This is a genomic window from Sorangium sp. KYC3313, from assembly GCF_052075895.1.
GTDB classification, from domain to species: Bacteria; Myxococcota_A; Polyangia; order Polyangiales; family Polyangiaceae; genus Sorangium; species Sorangium cellulosum_B.
Map to the genome: position 1 here is coordinate 5886040 of NZ_CP197255.1, position 15619 is coordinate 5901658.

The 15619-nt window shown below is 72.9% G+C and carries 12 protein-coding genes; 11 read left to right on the top strand and 1 reads right to left on the bottom strand.

The window, feature by feature from the left end; translation table 11 throughout:
• Positions 1–178 precede the first annotated feature (178 nt).
• From ACSRUE_RS22930 to ACSRUE_RS22970, 9 genes are all read left to right on the top strand, one after another.
• The gene (locus tag ACSRUE_RS22930; protein WP_441292862.1) at positions 179–1729 is read left to right on the top strand and encodes a serine/threonine-protein kinase; all 1551 of its coding nucleotides are present in this window, start codon (positions 179–181) and stop codon (positions 1727–1729) included.
• A 128-nt stretch (positions 1730–1857) separates the two neighbouring features.
• Positions 1858–2901: a hypothetical protein gene (locus ACSRUE_RS22935; protein ID WP_441292863.1), complete on the top strand. Its 1044-nt coding sequence runs from the start codon at positions 1858–1860 to the stop codon at positions 2899–2901.
• A 913-nt stretch (positions 2902–3814) separates the two neighbouring features.
• On the top strand, positions 3815–5308 hold the full coding sequence (locus tag ACSRUE_RS22940; RefSeq protein ID WP_441292864.1) for a PQQ-dependent sugar dehydrogenase: 1494 nt from the start codon (positions 3815–3817) through the stop codon (positions 5306–5308).
• A 245-nt stretch (positions 5309–5553) separates the two neighbouring features.
• A complete protein-coding gene (locus ACSRUE_RS22945) occupies positions 5554–5745 on the top strand; it encodes a hypothetical protein (protein WP_441292865.1) in 192 nt (63 codons plus the stop codon).
• Positions 5746–5786: 41 nt separating this feature from the next.
• Positions 5787–7964: a hypothetical protein gene (locus ACSRUE_RS22950; RefSeq protein ID WP_441292866.1), complete on the top strand. Its 2178-nt coding sequence runs from the start codon at positions 5787–5789 to the stop codon at positions 7962–7964.
• 167 nt (positions 7965–8131) lie between these two features.
• Positions 8132–9640 carry an FAD-binding oxidoreductase gene (locus ACSRUE_RS22955; protein ID WP_441292867.1) on the top strand — a complete coding sequence of 503 codons (1509 nt, stop codon included), beginning with the start codon at positions 8132–8134 and terminating at the stop codon, positions 9638–9640.
• Between the two features lie 4 nt (positions 9641–9644).
• Complete coding sequence (ruvC, locus tag ACSRUE_RS22960) at positions 9645–10184, top strand: crossover junction endodeoxyribonuclease RuvC (RefSeq protein WP_441292868.1); 540 nt, start codon at positions 9645–9647, stop codon at positions 10182–10184.
• 295 nt (positions 10185–10479) lie between these two features.
• Entirely contained in the window at positions 10480–11178 is a 699-nt protein-coding gene (locus tag ACSRUE_RS22965) for a LolA family protein (protein ID WP_441292869.1), read from the top strand.
• Between the two features lie 481 nt (positions 11179–11659).
• A complete protein-coding gene (locus tag ACSRUE_RS22970; RefSeq protein ID WP_441292870.1) occupies positions 11660–13093 on the top strand; it encodes a PrsW family glutamic-type intramembrane protease in 1434 nt (477 codons plus the stop codon).
• A gap of 48 nt (positions 13094–13141) precedes the next feature.
• On the opposite strand, the gene ACSRUE_RS22975 is transcribed toward ACSRUE_RS22970, so the two are convergent.
• The gene (locus tag ACSRUE_RS22975) at positions 13142–13699 is read right to left on the bottom strand and encodes a serine O-acetyltransferase (RefSeq protein ID WP_441292871.1); all 558 of its coding nucleotides are present in this window, start codon (positions 13697–13699) and stop codon (positions 13142–13144) included.
• Positions 13700–13917: 218 nt separating this feature from the next.
• Between ACSRUE_RS22975 and ACSRUE_RS22980 the strand changes: the two genes are divergently transcribed.
• The gene (locus ACSRUE_RS22980; protein WP_441292872.1) at positions 13918–14625 is read left to right on the top strand and encodes a response regulator; all 708 of its coding nucleotides are present in this window, start codon (positions 13918–13920) and stop codon (positions 14623–14625) included.
• A 177-nt stretch (positions 14626–14802) separates the two neighbouring features.
• Positions 14803–15579, top strand: a complete 777-nt coding sequence (locus tag ACSRUE_RS22985) for an energy transducer TonB (RefSeq protein WP_441292873.1) — start codon at positions 14803–14805, stop codon at positions 15577–15579.
• Positions 15580–15619 lie beyond the last annotated feature (40 nt).

Sequence of the window (15619 nt, forward strand, 5' to 3'; positions counted from 1 at the left end):
GCGCGCCGCTGGCGAACCCGCGATGCGTGCGAGCAACGCGCGCGAGCTCGGGTGGCCGTTGGCCGGGTGACTATGGCGGCGCGGCGGCTTCCCTTGCCCCTCGCTGATTTCCGGGAAAGCTCGCGTTGTCGCGCACGCGCTGTTTTGATACTAGCGGAGGGGCGGATCGAGGGCGTGCATGGTCGTACCGGTGAGCGTGGGGGACGTCCTCGCGGAGAAATACGAGGTCGAGCGCGTCCTCGGTGAGGGCGGGATGGGCGTGGTCGTCGCCGCCCGCCATCTCCTGCTCGGCGAGCGGGTGGCCATCAAGTTCCTGCGGCCCCAGGCCCGCGAGCGCGCGGACCTCGTCGCCCGCTTCCTGCGCGAGGGGCAGGTCGCGGCGCGCATCCGGAGCGAGCACGTGACGCGCGTGTACGACGTCGGCACGCTCGCGCACGGCGAGCCTTATCTCGTCATGGAGTACCTCGAGGGGACCGACCTCAAGGCCGTCTTGCTCGATCGCGGGCCGCTCCCGGTCGCGCTCGCCTGCGACTACCTGCTCCAGGCGTGCGACGCGCTCGCGGAGGCGCACGCGCTCGGCATCATCCATCGGGATCTGAAGCCGGGCAACCTGTTCCTGACCCAGCGGGCCGACGGCAGCCCGCTCATCAAGGTCATCGACTTCGGCATCTCCAAGATGGCCCTCGCGGCGGAGGCGACCGCGCCCAAGGCGCACGACATGACCGAGAGCTCGACGATGCTGGGCTCGCCGTTCTACATGGCGCCCGAGCAGATGGTCTCCTCGAAGAGCGTCGATGTGCGGGCCGACATCTGGTCGATGGGCGCCATGCTCTATCAGCTGCTCACGGGCGCCGTCCCCTTCCGGGGCGACTCCGCGATGGCCATCTACGACCGCATCCTGGAGGGGCCGCCGCGGCTCGACACGCAGCGGTCCGACGTGCCCGAGCGCCTCGGCTGGGTGGTCCAGCGCTGCCTCCAGAAGAGCCCTGCCGATCGCTTCGGCAACATCGCCGAGCTCGCCGCCGAGCTCGCTCGGTTCGCGCCGCCGCACGCGCAGCACCTGGCCGATCGCGCCGCGCGCGTGCTGCAGATCCGCCTCGACGCGGGCGCCGAGGCGGGCCGCGCGCCCGGGCTGCCCCGGCGCTCGAGCTCCGCGTCGCCAGGGCCCGCCGGCGGGACGCCGTCGTCCAGCGACCCGGATGGGAAGGGCGTGGCGGCCAGCTCCGCGTGGGCTGGCGCGCCCACGGCGCTCCTCTCGGACGGCGCGGCGACGGATCGCTCCTGGGGCGGCACGCGCGCCTCGTCGGGCCAGGGCGGCCGGGCGCGCGCCCTGGGGATCGCGGCGGCCCTCGCGGCGGCGCTCGTGGGCGCCGCGGGGCTCGCCTGGCTCGTGTGGTTCGCGCTCCGCGTCCCCGCGTCGGGTGGGGCGCCGCTCGCCGCGTCGGCGCCCTCGGAGGCGCCGCTTTCGCCGGAGGCACCCTCGCGCGACGCGTCGGCGCCCGCGGCCGATCTGGCTGCGGGCAAGGCGGCCGAGCTCCTCGACGGCGGCCCTGCGCCGCCGCCTGAAGCGCCCGTGTCCGAGGTCGCTACCGCGCGGCCGACCGCGAGCGGGCCCGCTGCGCCGCGGCCGCCGGGGTCGTCGAAGGGCGCGCGGCCGTCGGGGCGGCCCCCGCCGCCGACCCGCCCCACATCGACCGCGCCGCAAGACTTCTTTTCCGATCCGCGATGACGTCCCGTGAGCCCAGGAGAGGTGCCGTCTTGCTTTCCCATCGTCGTCTCTCGAGCCCCTGTCCGGCGTCCGGCTGCCCTGCTGCGGTCTCCCGCGCGCCGCTCTCCGGGTCGGGTCGCCGTCGAGCGGTGGCGCTCCTGTCGGCGCTTGCTGCGCTCGCCTCGCTCGCGCCGGCCGCGGGCGCCGCCGAGCCGACCCGGGAGGAGCGCGCCGCCGCGGTCGCGCTGTTCGACGAGGGCCGCGCGCTGGTGGCCGCGGGGAACCACGCCGAGGCCTGTCCGAAGTTCGCCGAGAGCCATGCGATCGACCCGGGCATCGGCACCCTCTTCAACCTCTCCGACTGCTACGAGCGCACCGGCAAGCTCGCGACGGCGTGGATCGGCTTCCGCGACGTCGCGGCCGCCTCGCTCTCGGCCGGGCAGACGGAGCGCGAGCGGGTGGCGCGCGCCCGGGCCGCCGCGCTCGAGCCGCGGCTCTCCCGCCTGCAGATCGTGGTCCCGCCGGCGTCGTCGATCGCGGGGCTGGGCCTCACGCGGGACGGGGTCGCCGTGGGCAGGGCGCTCTGGGGGACGGCGGTGCCGCTCGACCCGGGCGAGCATCGGATCGCCGCCGCCGCGCCTGGGTACGAGCCCTGGGAGCTGAAGGTCACGATCGACAAGCCGGGCGTGGTGAGCGTCACGGTGCCGGCGCTCGAGCGCGCCACGGAGCCGGCCTCCGCCCCGGGATCGAGCGGCGCGCCGCCGCCTCCGGTCCGTCCGCCGGCGAGCGACCCGCCTTCGGCGCAGGGCGGGAGCATCCGCAAGCCGCTCGGCATGGTGGGGGTCGGGCTCGGCGTGGTCGGGCTCGGCGTCGGCACGGCGCTCGGCTTCATGGCAAAATCGACGTTTGACAAGGCCACCGACGGCGGCCATTGCGACGAGGCGGGCCGCTGCGTCGATCAGACGGGCCTCGATCTGCGCGACGACGCGGTGGCGAAGGGCAACATCGGGACGGCGGTGTTCATCGCGGGCGCGGCCCTCGCCGTGGGCGGGGCGATCCTCTGGATCACCGCGCCGTCTGCGCCTGACGCCGCGGCGGCGTCCGCGCGCGGCCGCGGGCCGACGGCCTACGCCCCCTGGAGCGCGCGCGTCGGCCTGGGCCCCGGGAGCGTGTGGATCGCGGGCACTCTCTGAGCGGAGCGCCACAGGAGCAGGAGAGGCGTCGTCGCGGCGGGGGAGCTCGCGGGACGCCCTACGGCGTCCGGCGTCGAGCCGGGTGAGCCGACTGGCACCGATGACAGAGGAGAGCCGGAGTGAGCGAGGGCGCCCGGAGATACCGGCGTTCAGCGCGGCGCCTCGATTGACACGGATCCCCGCTCCGACAGGGCGCCGTGCGGCGAGCTGACCGATGATGCCGAGTCGGCCGGCATCGATTGCGGTGCACGGGTGAACCACAGCACGTCTCTCCGCCGGCGCTCGTCCGGCGCGGTGAGCCAGGCGCCGTCGCGCCATGGCGCGGCGCGGCTGGCCTGCTGGTGACGCTGCGCGCCGGCCAGCGAGCGCCGGCGGCGAGGGCGCTGCGGGCGATGATCCGTCGCAGGCGATGATCAGAAGGGGCCTGGACGGGAATATAGCCCCGGCCCCGAGTGGACCTCGGGGACTCGCACGTACCGCCCTGTTTTAAATATTCACCTCGACGAGTGAGCAGCGCATCGATGGCCCACGCTGGCCGTGCGCCAGGCGCATTTCATCTGAACGGCTGATCAAATCATGGGCAATGCCGCTCGACACCGCTCGAGGGGCGCTGTTCTCCCATGGCTCGATGGCGGTGGCGACCGGGCGAGCGAGCCTGTTGAATGCCCTTGAGCCCACCGGCCCTCGGGAGAAGAGGGCCGCCGGCGCCTCCGAGCTCGCATCGCGCAAACGTGCGCCGTCGGCCGGCCAGCCGAGCGCGTGTTGACGTCCTGCGGGCATGATCCGTCACCTGCTTACCCCGGGCTCCGATGTCCTGTTCTTTCGCTCGGCGGTAGTTCATGAGTGCGCCACGGCGCTTGTCATGTATAGAATGCGTCTCATGACGAAACAGCGTTCAACCTTGGCTTTGTGGATGACCTTCGCGCTGGGTGGCGGCGCGTGTCTCGCGCTGGGCGCCGGCGCGTGCAGCGACGACGGGGCGACCAGCTCTGGCGACACCGCGACGAGCGGGGGAAGCCAGGGCTCCTCCGGTGCGCAGACGGGGACGGGGGCCGGCGCTGGCTCCGCCTCCAGCTCCGGCGCAGGCGCCGGCTCTGCTTCCGGCTCCGGCTCTGGTTCCGGCGCCGGCGCCGGCGGTGGCAGCAGCACCACGTCGTCGTCCGGGGCCACCACGGGACAGGGCGGCTCTGGCGCCGGCGGCGGCGACCCGGTGGCGTGTGATGCCAGCGCGGCGCCCGACGTCGGGAAGCTGGCGCTCGCTTCGGTCGTCGCCGGCGTGGACAAGCTGGTTTACGCCGCTCAGCCGAAGGGGTCGAGCGACTGGTATCTCGTGCTGCAGACCGGGCAGATCCGCGTGTTCTCCGGCGGCCAGCTGCGCAGCGGGGTCTTCCTCGACGTGAGCAATCAGATCTTGCTCAGCTCCGGGGGCTTCGACGACGAGCGCGGGCTCATCAGCATGGCGTTCCCGCCCGATTACGCGACGAGCGGCAAGTTCTACATCATGATGACGGCGACCACGGGCACGAACATGAACCGTGACATGGTGGTCGAGTACAAGCGGTCCAGCGACCCTTACGTGGCGGACGCAAACTCGGCGAAGACGATCGTGCGGCTCGACGCGTCCGCGGTGAATCACAACGGCGGCCATATCGTGTTCGGGCCCGACGGCATGCTCTACGTCGGCACGGGCGACGGGGGCGGGTCCTGCAACAGCGACAAGCCTGGCGGGTCGCAGGACCCGGCCTCGCTGTTCGGCAAGATCCTGCGCCTCGATCCGAATGCCGCCGAGCCGTACGCCGCGGCCGGCAATCCCTTCGACGGCACGGCGTCGCGGGTCTGGCACTATGGTCTGCGCAACCCGTATACCTTCACCTTCGACCGGGGGACGGGCGACCTCTTCATCGGCGATGTCGGCCAGGATAGCTACGAGGAGGTCGACTACGTTCCTGCCGGCACCTCGGGGCTGAACTTCGGCTGGCCGAAGTGGGAAGGCACCCACGCGGATACCTGTCAGGGGCGCACCATGCGCACGGGCGATACGCACACCCCGCCCATCGCCGACATGGATCGGCGCCAGAGCGCGACAGGGCCGTACCGCGACTACAAGTCGGTCGTCAGCGGATTCGTGTACCGGGGCAGCCAGGTGCCGCAGCTCCGGGGCGTCTACCTGTTCGGCGACTACACCGGCGGGAAAATGGGCGCGCTCATGCAGTGCGGGGCGCAGACGTCGCCCATCACGGTCATCAACAAGAACCCCGATCCGAACGCGCCGAACGCTCCGGCATTCGCGCGTCAGGGCAGCCTGCCGACCTTCAACGCGCTCACCGCGATCGTCGAGGACAACGACGGCGAGCTGTACTTCATCGCGAACCGCAACAGCCTGGTGAAGATCGTTCCCGGGACCTGACCAGGCCGCCCAGGGCGCGGGCGCCGGAATCTCGCGCCCGGCCCTGGATCCAGCGCGCGAGCTCCCGCACGCTTCTGCATGTTCTTGCACGCGGGCGGCCACGCGCGCCCGCTCCGCCTCCGCCGACGCAGCCAGCCCCGCGCAGCCGCCGTCGCGCCGCCTCCGATGGCAGCGGACGGCGCGCCCCCCTTCCGAGCGCCCAGCGGATGTGCTTCGCTTGCCCCCGCTCGTTCAGGAGGAGTCCCATGAAGAATGTCTTGACAGTGCTTGTTGCGCTCGGCGCCTTGTGTCTCTTCGGCTGCGAGGGCAAGCCCCAGGCGACGCCCGAGGCGAAGCCCGCGGCCACGACCGAGGCGGCGAAGCCCGCGCCCAAGGCCGAGCCGGACAAGGCGGCGCCGGCCGAGACCGCGAAGCCGGCGAGCACCGGCGGCTGGTGATCGGCGCGGCGGCTCGGCCCGCTGCCCTGCGGCGCAGGCGCGTGGCCGCAGTCCGCCTCGCGCTCGCGTTCTCGCTCGGCCTGGCCGCCGCGGCGTGCGACGGCCGCCCTGCGCCCCCGGTCCACGGCGGCGGCCCCGATCCGGACCCGCTCGAGCCGCTGCGGCGCTTCGAGGCGGCGCGCCGAGCGGAGGCGGATTTCTCCCGCGCGCCCAGCTCCGACCGGCTGTTCGGGCCCGACCCGATCGCGCTCCGCCCCGTGGATCCGCTCGGCCGCCCCGCCGCGCCGGGCGCGCCCGCGCTGCTCTCTCCGCTCCGGGGCCGCGACGCGCTCGTCCTGCTCGACGCGTCGCTTCGCGAGCTCTCCCGCGCCTCTGCGCCGGCCTCGCCGACGGGGGTCGCGGTCATGCCCACCGGCGAGGTCTTCGCGAGCGGCGAGGCGTCGCCCTCGCTCTTCCGCTACGCCGTCCGCGGCGCGTCGCTCGAGCCCGCGGGGCGCATCGAGCTCGCGGGTCTCCACGGCGTCCGGGACGTCGCGGCCGGCCCCGAGGGCCTCCTTTACGCGCTCGACGAGCGCGCCGGCACGCTCGTCACGCTGCGGCCCGGTCACACCGGCGCGGACGGGCGCATCGAGGTCGAGCGCTGGGACGAGCCGATCGGCGCTGGCCCGTTCCGCGTCATGCGCCTCGCGCATCACCTGATCGTCGATTGCCTCCTCGACCAGACGCTCGTCGTGCTCCCGGTCGGCGCCGACGGCCGCCCGCTCCCGGGCGGCGCGGCGCGCGTCCGCCACGACGGCCCGATCTGGAGCTTCGACGCGCTCGAGACGGGCGGCGCCGCGGGCGCGCTCCTGCTCGCGGCTGGCGGGGTCGAGGATCACCCGCTCGACCGGACCGGCGGCTCGTTCGGATACATCGACTCGTTCGTCTTCCTCTACCGCGTCGCGGCCGGCGCTCGGCCCGAGGTGACGAGGCTCTCGGCCGTGAACGTCTCGGAGCTCGGCGTCCTCACCCCGAAGGCCGTCGCGCTCTCGGCGATCCCCGGGTCGAGCGGCGTGCGCTTGATCGCGACCGGCTACGGCGGCGATCGCCGGGCCGAGCTCCTCTTCCGCGCCACGGACGCCGGCCTCGCGAGCGCGCCGGAGGTCTCCACCCGCCCGCTTTCCCCCGGCGTGGCTGCCATGGCCGCGCTGGGCGGCGGCGCCTTCGCCTATGCGAACCCGTTGCTCGACGCGTGGATGCTCGACGCGGGCGACGGCGCGGTCGTGAAGCAGCCGGTCCGGGACGGCGGCGAGGACGCCCGCTCCGACGAGATCCGTCTCGGCGAGGCGCTCTTCTTCACCTCGCTGATGGCCCCGTGGAACAAGGCCGACGGCCCGCTCAGCCGGTTCACGTGCGAGACGTGTCACTTCGAGGGCTACGTCGACGGCCGCACGCACCACACGGGTCGAGGCGACGTGCGCGCCACGACCAAGCCGCTGCTCGGTCTGTTCAACAACCGCCCCCACTTCTCCCGCGCCCTCGATCCGGATCTCACCGCGGTGGCGGACAACGAGTTCCGCGTCGCCGGCGCGCTGAGCGGCCACGACCCATGGTTCTCGATCTCGAGCGAGGGCGCGCCGTGGCTCGCCGATCTCGGGCTCGCCGACGCCGGGCGCGCCGCGCGGCCGCCCGAGGCGCTCCGCCGCGCGCTCATGAGCTTCCTCATGGCGTTCTCGCACCGCGCGAACCCCGCCGTCCTCGGCCGAACGAGCTTCACCCCGCTCGAGCGCGACGGCGCCCGGGTGTTCCGGGACCGCTGCGCTCGCTGCCACGCGCCGGTGCTCCGCAGCGACGACCCCGGCTCCGCGGCCCCGTTCGAGCGCTGGGAGGCGCTCGTGCTCGCGCCCGAGGGCCCGATCGTGTGGGGGAGGGCCGGCTACGAGAAGACCGGCGTCGTGCCGTACGTGCACGAGGACGGCGCGCGGGTGCCGTCGCTCCGGCGGCTCTACAAGAAGCGGCCCTACTTCACGAACGGCTCCGCGAAGACGCTGCGCGATGTGCTCGAGCGGGCGCGCTTCGAGGACACGGGCGGCCGCGCCGCAGCCGATCACCTCAGCACGGCCGCCGCCGCCGCTGCGCCGGGCGCCTTCTTCCACGACGGCGCGCCCGCGGGCGAGGGCCTCGTCGCGCTGGACGCCGGCGCGATCGAGGCGCTCCTCGCCTTCCTCGATCTGCTCTGATGGCGTCTGATGGCGCGGCGCGCCCGCTCGCCCGCGGGCAGGCAGACCGTGGGCGCGCCGCGCGCCGCGCGCGTGTCCGCGTGGACCCGATCCCGGCGGCGGCGAGCCCTGAGCCCGCCCGCGCGGATCCCCCAGCATCGCCGTGCGATCCGCGGTAAAAGGGGGAGATGCGACAGCACCCCACGTTCCCCCGCCCGTCCGCGTCGGCCATCGACAAGGCGCGCCGGCTCCTCGAGCGCGCGCTCGGGCCGTCGAAGGTCATCACGTCGGCCGACGGGTGCGCGGCCTACGGGAGCGACGAGTCCGATCAGCCGCCGGTGAGCCCGGACGCGGTCGTGCTCGCGTCCTCGGCGGCCGACATCGAGAAGGCGGTGCGGGCGGCGAGCGAGGCGGAGGTGCCGGTCGTGCCGCGCGCCGCTGGCAGCGGCAAGTCGGGCGGCGCGGTGCCGGTCGGGGGCGGGATCGTCATCGCCACGATCGGCATGAACTCCATCAAGGAGATCAGCCGCGAGGAGCAGATCGCGGTCGTCGAGCCGGGCGTCATCCTCGCCGACCTGCACGCGGCCGTCGAGGCCGAGGGGCTCTTCTACCCGCCCGATCCGAACTCGCTCAAGATGTGCGCGCTCGGCGGCAACATCGCCGAGAACGCGGCCGGCCCGCGCGCCTTCAAGTACGGCGCCACGCGCGAGTACGTGCTCGGGCTCGACGCGATCCTCATCGACGGCACGCGCCTCCGCACCGGCCGGCGCACCGTGAAGGGCGTGACGGGGTACGACGTCACGGCGCTGCTCGTCGGCAGCGAGGGCACGCTGGCGATCACGACGGAGGCGACGCTCCGGCTCATCGCGAAGCCCCCGTCGGTCATGACGCTGCTCTGCCTGTTCCCGGACGTGCGCGCCAGCGGGCGCGCGGTGAGCGCCCTGGTCGCCGCCGGCGTCGTCCCGCGCTGCCTCGAGCTGCTCGATCGCCCCACGCTCGACGCGGTGCGCGCGCGCGGCGTCGGGGTCGACGAGCGCGCGGGCGCGATGCTGATCATCGAGGTCGACGGCGAGCCCGCGGACTGCGAGGTCCAGGCCGAGCGGGTGGGGGAGGTCTGCATGGATGCCGGGGCGCTCGACGTGCTCGTCGCGCAGGACGAGGCGCAGCGCGAGCGGCTCTGGGAGGCGCGCCGCCAGCTCTCGCCCACGACGCGCGCCATGGCGCGCTACAAGATCTCGGAGGACGTCGTGGTCCCGCGCGACAAGATCCCGGCGCTGCTCGACGAGGTCGCGGAGATCTCGGCGGCGACCGGCGTCCGCATGCTGACGTACGGCCACGCCGGGGACGGCAACCTCCACGTCAACCTGCTCTGGAACGACCCGGATCTCGTCCCCCAGGTGGAGACGGCGCTGTCGCGCCTGTTCCGCGCGGTGATCGGCATGCGCGGCACGCTGAGCGGCGAGCACGGCATCGGGACGTCGAAGGCGGACTTCCTCGCGCTCGAGCAGTCGCCGGAGCTCATCGCGATCGAGCGCAAGATCAAGGCGGTGTTCGACCCGAAAGGCCTGCTCAACCCGCACAAGATCTTCCCGCGGCGGACGCTCGAGGCGGCCGAGCGGGGCGATCGAGACGGGGGGGCCGAGCGCGCGCCGGGCTTCCCGACCCACGTCGTGGCGCCCTCTCACGGGGCCTGCTGAGCCGATGCGGGTCCTCGGCATCGATCCCGGCTCGCGCCACCTCGGCTGGGGCCTGCTCGTGCGGCACGGCACGCGCATCGAGCACGTCGCGCACGGCGTCATCGACATCGACACGAGCGGGACGTTCGCCGCCCGGCTCGTGGAGATCGACGACGAGCTCGGCAAGGTGATCGCGTCGCTCGCGCCCGACGCGGCCGCGGTGGAGAGCCTGTTCTTCGCCAAGGACGCGCAGAGCGCGGCGAAGCTCGGCCACGCGCGCGGGGTCGTGCTGCTGCGGCTGGCGCGCGCGGGCGTGCCGATCTCGGAGTATCCGCCGGCGCTGGTGAAGCGGACCATCGTCGGCCGGGGCGCGGCCGAGAAGGCGCAGGTCGCGCAGGTGATGACCGCGGTCCTGCGCCTCGCCGCGCCCCCGCGGCCGGACGCTGCCGACGCGCTGGCCATCGCGATGACCCACCTCAGCGCCGCGGGCTTCGCGGCCGCGCTGGCGGCGTCGGGCGCGACCGCCCCGCGCCGCGCCCGGCCGCGGCGGGCGCGCCTCGGGTGAGCGTGGGCCGGCGCGGCTCCCTGGTTGCGCATGGGGACGAAAGGCGCGGCGCCTCGGTGGACTGCGTGGCTGCGGGCCGGCGGGCGCGGCCCTGGCGGTCCTGGCGCACATCCCGTGTGCTATGGAGCCTGCATCGGACGCTCCCGCGCCGCGTCCAACATGAAAATGTGCGGCGCGCCCCGGCTTCAGCGAGGGGGCGGCTGCCAGGGCACGGAACCGGCGGCGCACCGCCGGCGCCCCCGTCGCCGACGAGCGGGGGCGAGACGCCTCTGGACATCAAAGGAGATCGGGAAGGATGACGCGAACCTCACTCAACCGCCTCGCCGCCGCGTGCCTCATCGGGCTGACGGCGCCCCTCACGGTCGTGCTCGCGACGCTCGCGACCGCCGGCGAGTCCCAGGCCGCGGGTCCCACCGCCGAAGAGCTCGGCAGGCGCGTCCAGCAGTTCTACGACTCCACGAAGACCTTCAAGGCGAGCTTCACCCAGACCTACACGATCAAGGTCCAGGACGTGAAGAAGGTCTCCACCGGCAAGGTGACCTTCGAGAAGCCGGGCAAGATGAGCTGGATCTACGACGCGCCGAACGGAAACCGGGTCGTCTCCGACGGCGTCACGATCAAGGTCTACGAGAAGGACAACGAGCAGATGTTCGAGACCCCGGTGAAGGGCTCTCAGTATCCGGCGGCGCTCGCGTTCTTGATGGGCAAGGGGCAGCTCACGAAGGATTTCTCGCTGCGCCTGCTCGATCCTGCGCAGATGAAGTTCGAGGGCGGCTATGTCCTCGAGGGGACGCCGAGGGAGGCGACCCCTGCGTATCAGAAGATGCTCCTCTACGTGGACGGGCAGACCAACCAGGTCCGCCGCGTGCTGATCCTCGACGCGCAGGGCAACCGGAACCGGTTCGATTTCTCGTCGCCGGTCGTGAATCAGCCGGTCGGGAAGGCCGAGTTCGATTTCACGCCTCCGCCGGGCACCCGCGTCGTCCGCCCCTGACGTCCTCCCGCCACGTTCCCGGCGCGGAGAAGCCGCTGCCGCTTTACCCCGCCGACCCCCGACAGCTCGCGGAACCCGTGGAAGCGGAGCGTCACAGCCTCCGCGCTCCTCGCCGGCAGCGCGCCGCGGCGAAGCTGCTTGGATATATGCCCGGCGCGTCCGTGCCGTGGTAGAAATATTCCGTGATACTTCGATCCCACGGGCGTGAGCGACAGCTCCGAGGCTGGCGTCGCCCGCCGCGGATCGTCACCGCTGCTTTCGGCTCCACGCGCGCGGCGGGGATTCGCCTCGGCTGAACGGTCACCCGCTGTCACGAGGCTTTCGCGAGAGCGCTCGATCCATGAACAACCCCCACGGACATCGTCCCGATTCCCCCGGCGTGCCGCAGCAACCCCGGCCGGCGGAGCGCTTGAGCGAGCGCGCGCAGGGGGGCGGGCAGGGCCCTTCGGGGTATCCGGCGCAAGGTGCGGGGCAGAGCTCCATGGGGCAACTGCCGCACGGGCAGCAGGGCCACGGGCAGGCGCCGCAGGGGTACGCGCACGCGCAGCCAGCGCAGGGCTACGGGCAGGGGCACGTATATCCCCACCAGGGGCCGCAGGGCTATGCGCAGGGGTCGCAGGGCTATGCGCAGGGGCCGCAGGGCCACGCGTACGCGCAGGGGCCGCAGGGCCACGCGTACCCGCAGGGGCCGCAGGGCCACGCGTACCCGCTGGCACCCCAGGGCTACGCGCGGGGGCAGCAGGGGCACGCGTACGCGCATCACCACGCAGGCTACCCGCCGGCCGTTCGGAGGTTCGACCCGGACCGGCGGCTGCGCATCGCCGGGCTGTGGCTGTGGGCCATCGGCCTCATCGCGGGCGCGGTCCTCAACGTGCTCTTCACGCTCCTCGGCGTCATCGAGTCCGGGGGGAGCATGCTGAGCGCCATGCTCGTCGGGGCGCTCTTCGCGTTCCCACCGCTCGTCCTCTACCTGTTCGTCCCGATGATCATCGATCGGTACGATCCCGAGCCGTGGTGGTGCCTGCTGATGGCGTTCCTCTGGGGCGCGCTCGCGGCGACCGGCTTCTCGATCCTGATCAACACGGGCGTCCACATCGGCGTCTCGAGCAACTTCGGCGAGCCGGCCGGCGAGCTCGTCAGCGCATCGGTCAGCGCGCCGTTCGCAGAGGAGCTCTTCAAGGGGCTCGGCGTGTTCGGCTTCTTCTACTTCCTGCGCCGGGAGTTCGACGGGATCGTCGACGGCATCATCTACGCCACGTTCTGCGCGCTCGGCTTCGCCGCGGTGGAGAACGTGCTCTATTACGCGCGCGCCTCGATGCAGGGCAGCGACGTTCTCGCCGGCACGTTCGTCCTGCGGGGCGTCTTCACGCCCTGGCTCCACCCGCTGTTCACGTCGATGACCGGCATCGGCTTCGGGCTCGCCCGGGAGTCGTCGAAGACGTGGGTTCGCGCGGCGGCCCCGATCGGCGGCTACCTGCTCGGCGTCGCGCTGCACGCGGTGTGGAACTTCCTCCCCACCGCGCTGGGGCGCGCGATGGGCGACATCTTCATGCCGTGGCTCCTGCTCTGGTTGTGCTTCGTCGCGTCGTTCTTCGGGATCATCGTGGCGCTCGTGATCCGCAAGGGCTGGGTGATCCGGGATCATCTGCGCGACGAGGTCGCGCTCGGCATGCTCACCCAGGACGAGCTCGAGCTCGTCTGCTCGCCGATCGGCCGGCTCCGGTGCACCCTGGGCTGGCGCGGCGCCACGGGGCGGAGCTTCATCCGGGCCGGCGCGCGGCTCGCGCTCAGCAAGTGGCACACGGCGCGCGCGCTGCAGGGCCGGAACCGCACCCTGAGCGCCGATTTCATCGGCCCGCTCCGGCAAGAGATCGCGCAGCTCCGGCAAGAGCTCCTCGCCCGAGCGCCCTGGTAGAGCGGCGGGTGACCGCCGCTCTGGAACCCTCGATCCGCCGTGCGCTGGTCAGCTCTGCGAGGTGTTCGTCCCGTCCGCGGCAGGGCGCGCGGCGCGGTCCTCGCGCCGCTGCACGGGCTTCGCGGGGATGCCCACGACCGTGGTGTTCGGCGCGACATCGTGCACGACCACGGCGTTGGCGCCGATCCTGGCGCCGTCACCGACCGTGACCCCGCCGACGATCTTCGCACCCGCGCCGATGAAGAGGTCGCTCCCGAGCACCGGTGTCTGCCGCCGATCGGCGCCGATGGTCACCTGGTGCTCGATGAGCACGTTCGATCCGCCGCGGACGTTGCCGTTGATGACAACGCCGTTCGAGTGGATGAGCACGAACCCGGGCCCGAAGTCCGCGCCGCGCCCGATCACGCAGCCGCCGGCCAGGTTGGTCGCCTTGTTGAGCACCATCTCGAGCACCGGCATCCGGTGCGCTCGCGCCGCCTGCGTGAACCTGTAGAGGACCATCGCCGCCGTGCCGTCGGTCGCCAGCGTCTTCAGGAGAGTCGGCAGTGGATCGCTGCCGTAGCACCATGTGGCCTTCTGGCGCACGTCGGCCGCGATGAGTCGCAAAGTCCGCAGCATCCCGGCGAGACTAGCGCATCTCGCCCCGCCCGTGCGACCTTTCGCGCCGCGCTCACGTGACCTTTCGCCGTGCCTGCGCTCCCCTGCTACATCCCGCCGTGCGTCCGCCGCGCCTGCGTGCCAGCGCGGTCTTTTCGCCGCCGCACCGCCCTGTTGCCATCCGGTCATCGGCCCGTCACATCGCTCGGGTACACGCGCTCTTCACCATGGCGCGGATTTTGGTCATCGAGGACGAGCCGGCGCTCCAGAAGGTGCTCGATTACAACCTCAGGCAAGCCGGGCATGAGGTGCTCCTCGCGGGGCAGGGCGGTGAGGGGGTCCGGCTGGTCATGGACCAGCGGCCCGATCTCGTCTTGCTCGATCTCATGCTGCCCGACGTGCCGGGGACCGAGGTTTGCCGTGCTCTCCAGCAGAGCGATGGCGCCCAGCGGATCCCCGTGATGATCGTGTCGGCGCGCGGGGACGAGGTCGACCGCATCGTCGGCTTCGAGCTCGGCGCCGTCGACTACATCGTCAAACCGTTCAGCGTGCGGGAGCTCGTGCTGCGCGTGCAAGCCGTGCTCCGCCGCGCGAAGTTTTCCGGGGACGGGGAGCGGAGCATCGAGTTCGGGTGCCTGCGGATCGACGAGGGCGCTCACCGCGTGTGGGTCGAGCGCGAGGAGGTCGAGCTGACGCTCCTCGAGTTCAAGCTCCTCGTCGCGCTGTACGAGGCGCGCGAGCGCGTGCAGACGCGCACCGCGCTCCTCGATGGCGTCTGGGGCATCGACGTGAGCATCACGACGAGGACCGTGGACACCCACGTCAAGCGGCTTCGCGACAAGCTGCGCCGCGCCGGCGACTATATCCAGACCGTCCGCGGTATCGGCTATCGATTCGCCGCTTCGCCCGATCTCCCCGAGAGCCGCAGCGCCTGAGCGGCCTGCCGGGCGAGCACGACAATCGTTGCCCCACCGTCACCGGGCCGCAACGACAGCCAGTGTACCGTGCAGACGGTGATTCACATGCTGGGCGACCTTGTTGAAGCCTGCCGGTCCCTCTCATGAGGTCTGGCGGAGCTCCGGTGTCGTCGCCGGCGTGTGTCGGGAGCCTCGATGCATCTTGAGACGTGGAATGCTGGGGAGGCCGATCCTGAGCGGGCGAAGCGGCTCGCGATCGGGGTTGCGGCTGGGCTCCTGCTGTTCGCTGCCATCGCGCTCGCCGCCGCCCGCCTGAGCGGCGCGATCGCGCCCCCTCCGCCCGAGGAGGAGGTCGTCGAGGTCAAGCTCGCCACCCAGCTCCCCGAGGCGCCCCCCGTGGCCCCGGCGCCCGCGCCCGCGCCCCCGCCGCCGGCGGCGGAGGCTCCGGCGCCTCGCCCCGCGGCGCCCCGGCGCCCGGCGCTCGTCGCGCCGACCGCGGTGCCCAGCGAGGCGCCGGCGGAGGCGGACCCGAGCCAGGCCAAGGCGAGCGACGACGACACCTACGGTGAGCCGGGAGGCGTACCGGGCGGCGTCCCCGGCGGCGTCCCCGGCGGCACGGGGACGGCCGCCGTGGTTGCGCCCGCGCCGCCGCCACCGCCGCCCCCTCCTCCGCAGCCGAAAGGGCCGATTCACCTCCCCGAGAACGCCACGCCGCCTGTCGCGCTCTCCAATTCGCTCCCTCCCATCCCCGAGGCGGCGCGGAGCGCGGGGATAGAGGCCACCGTGGTCGTCAGGTTCGTGGTGACCGAGACCGGCGAGGTCACGAACGTCACCATCGTCCGTGGCCATCCGCTGTTCGACGACGTGGTGCTCGCGACGGTGAAGACGTGGCGCTACCGGCCGGCGATCCACGAGGGGAGGCCGGTGTCGACCTTCAAGACGGTCCGGATCCCGTTCAAGGCGAAGAGATGACGTCGAGCGCGCGGCCGCGGACGCGGCCTCTCGCGCGAGG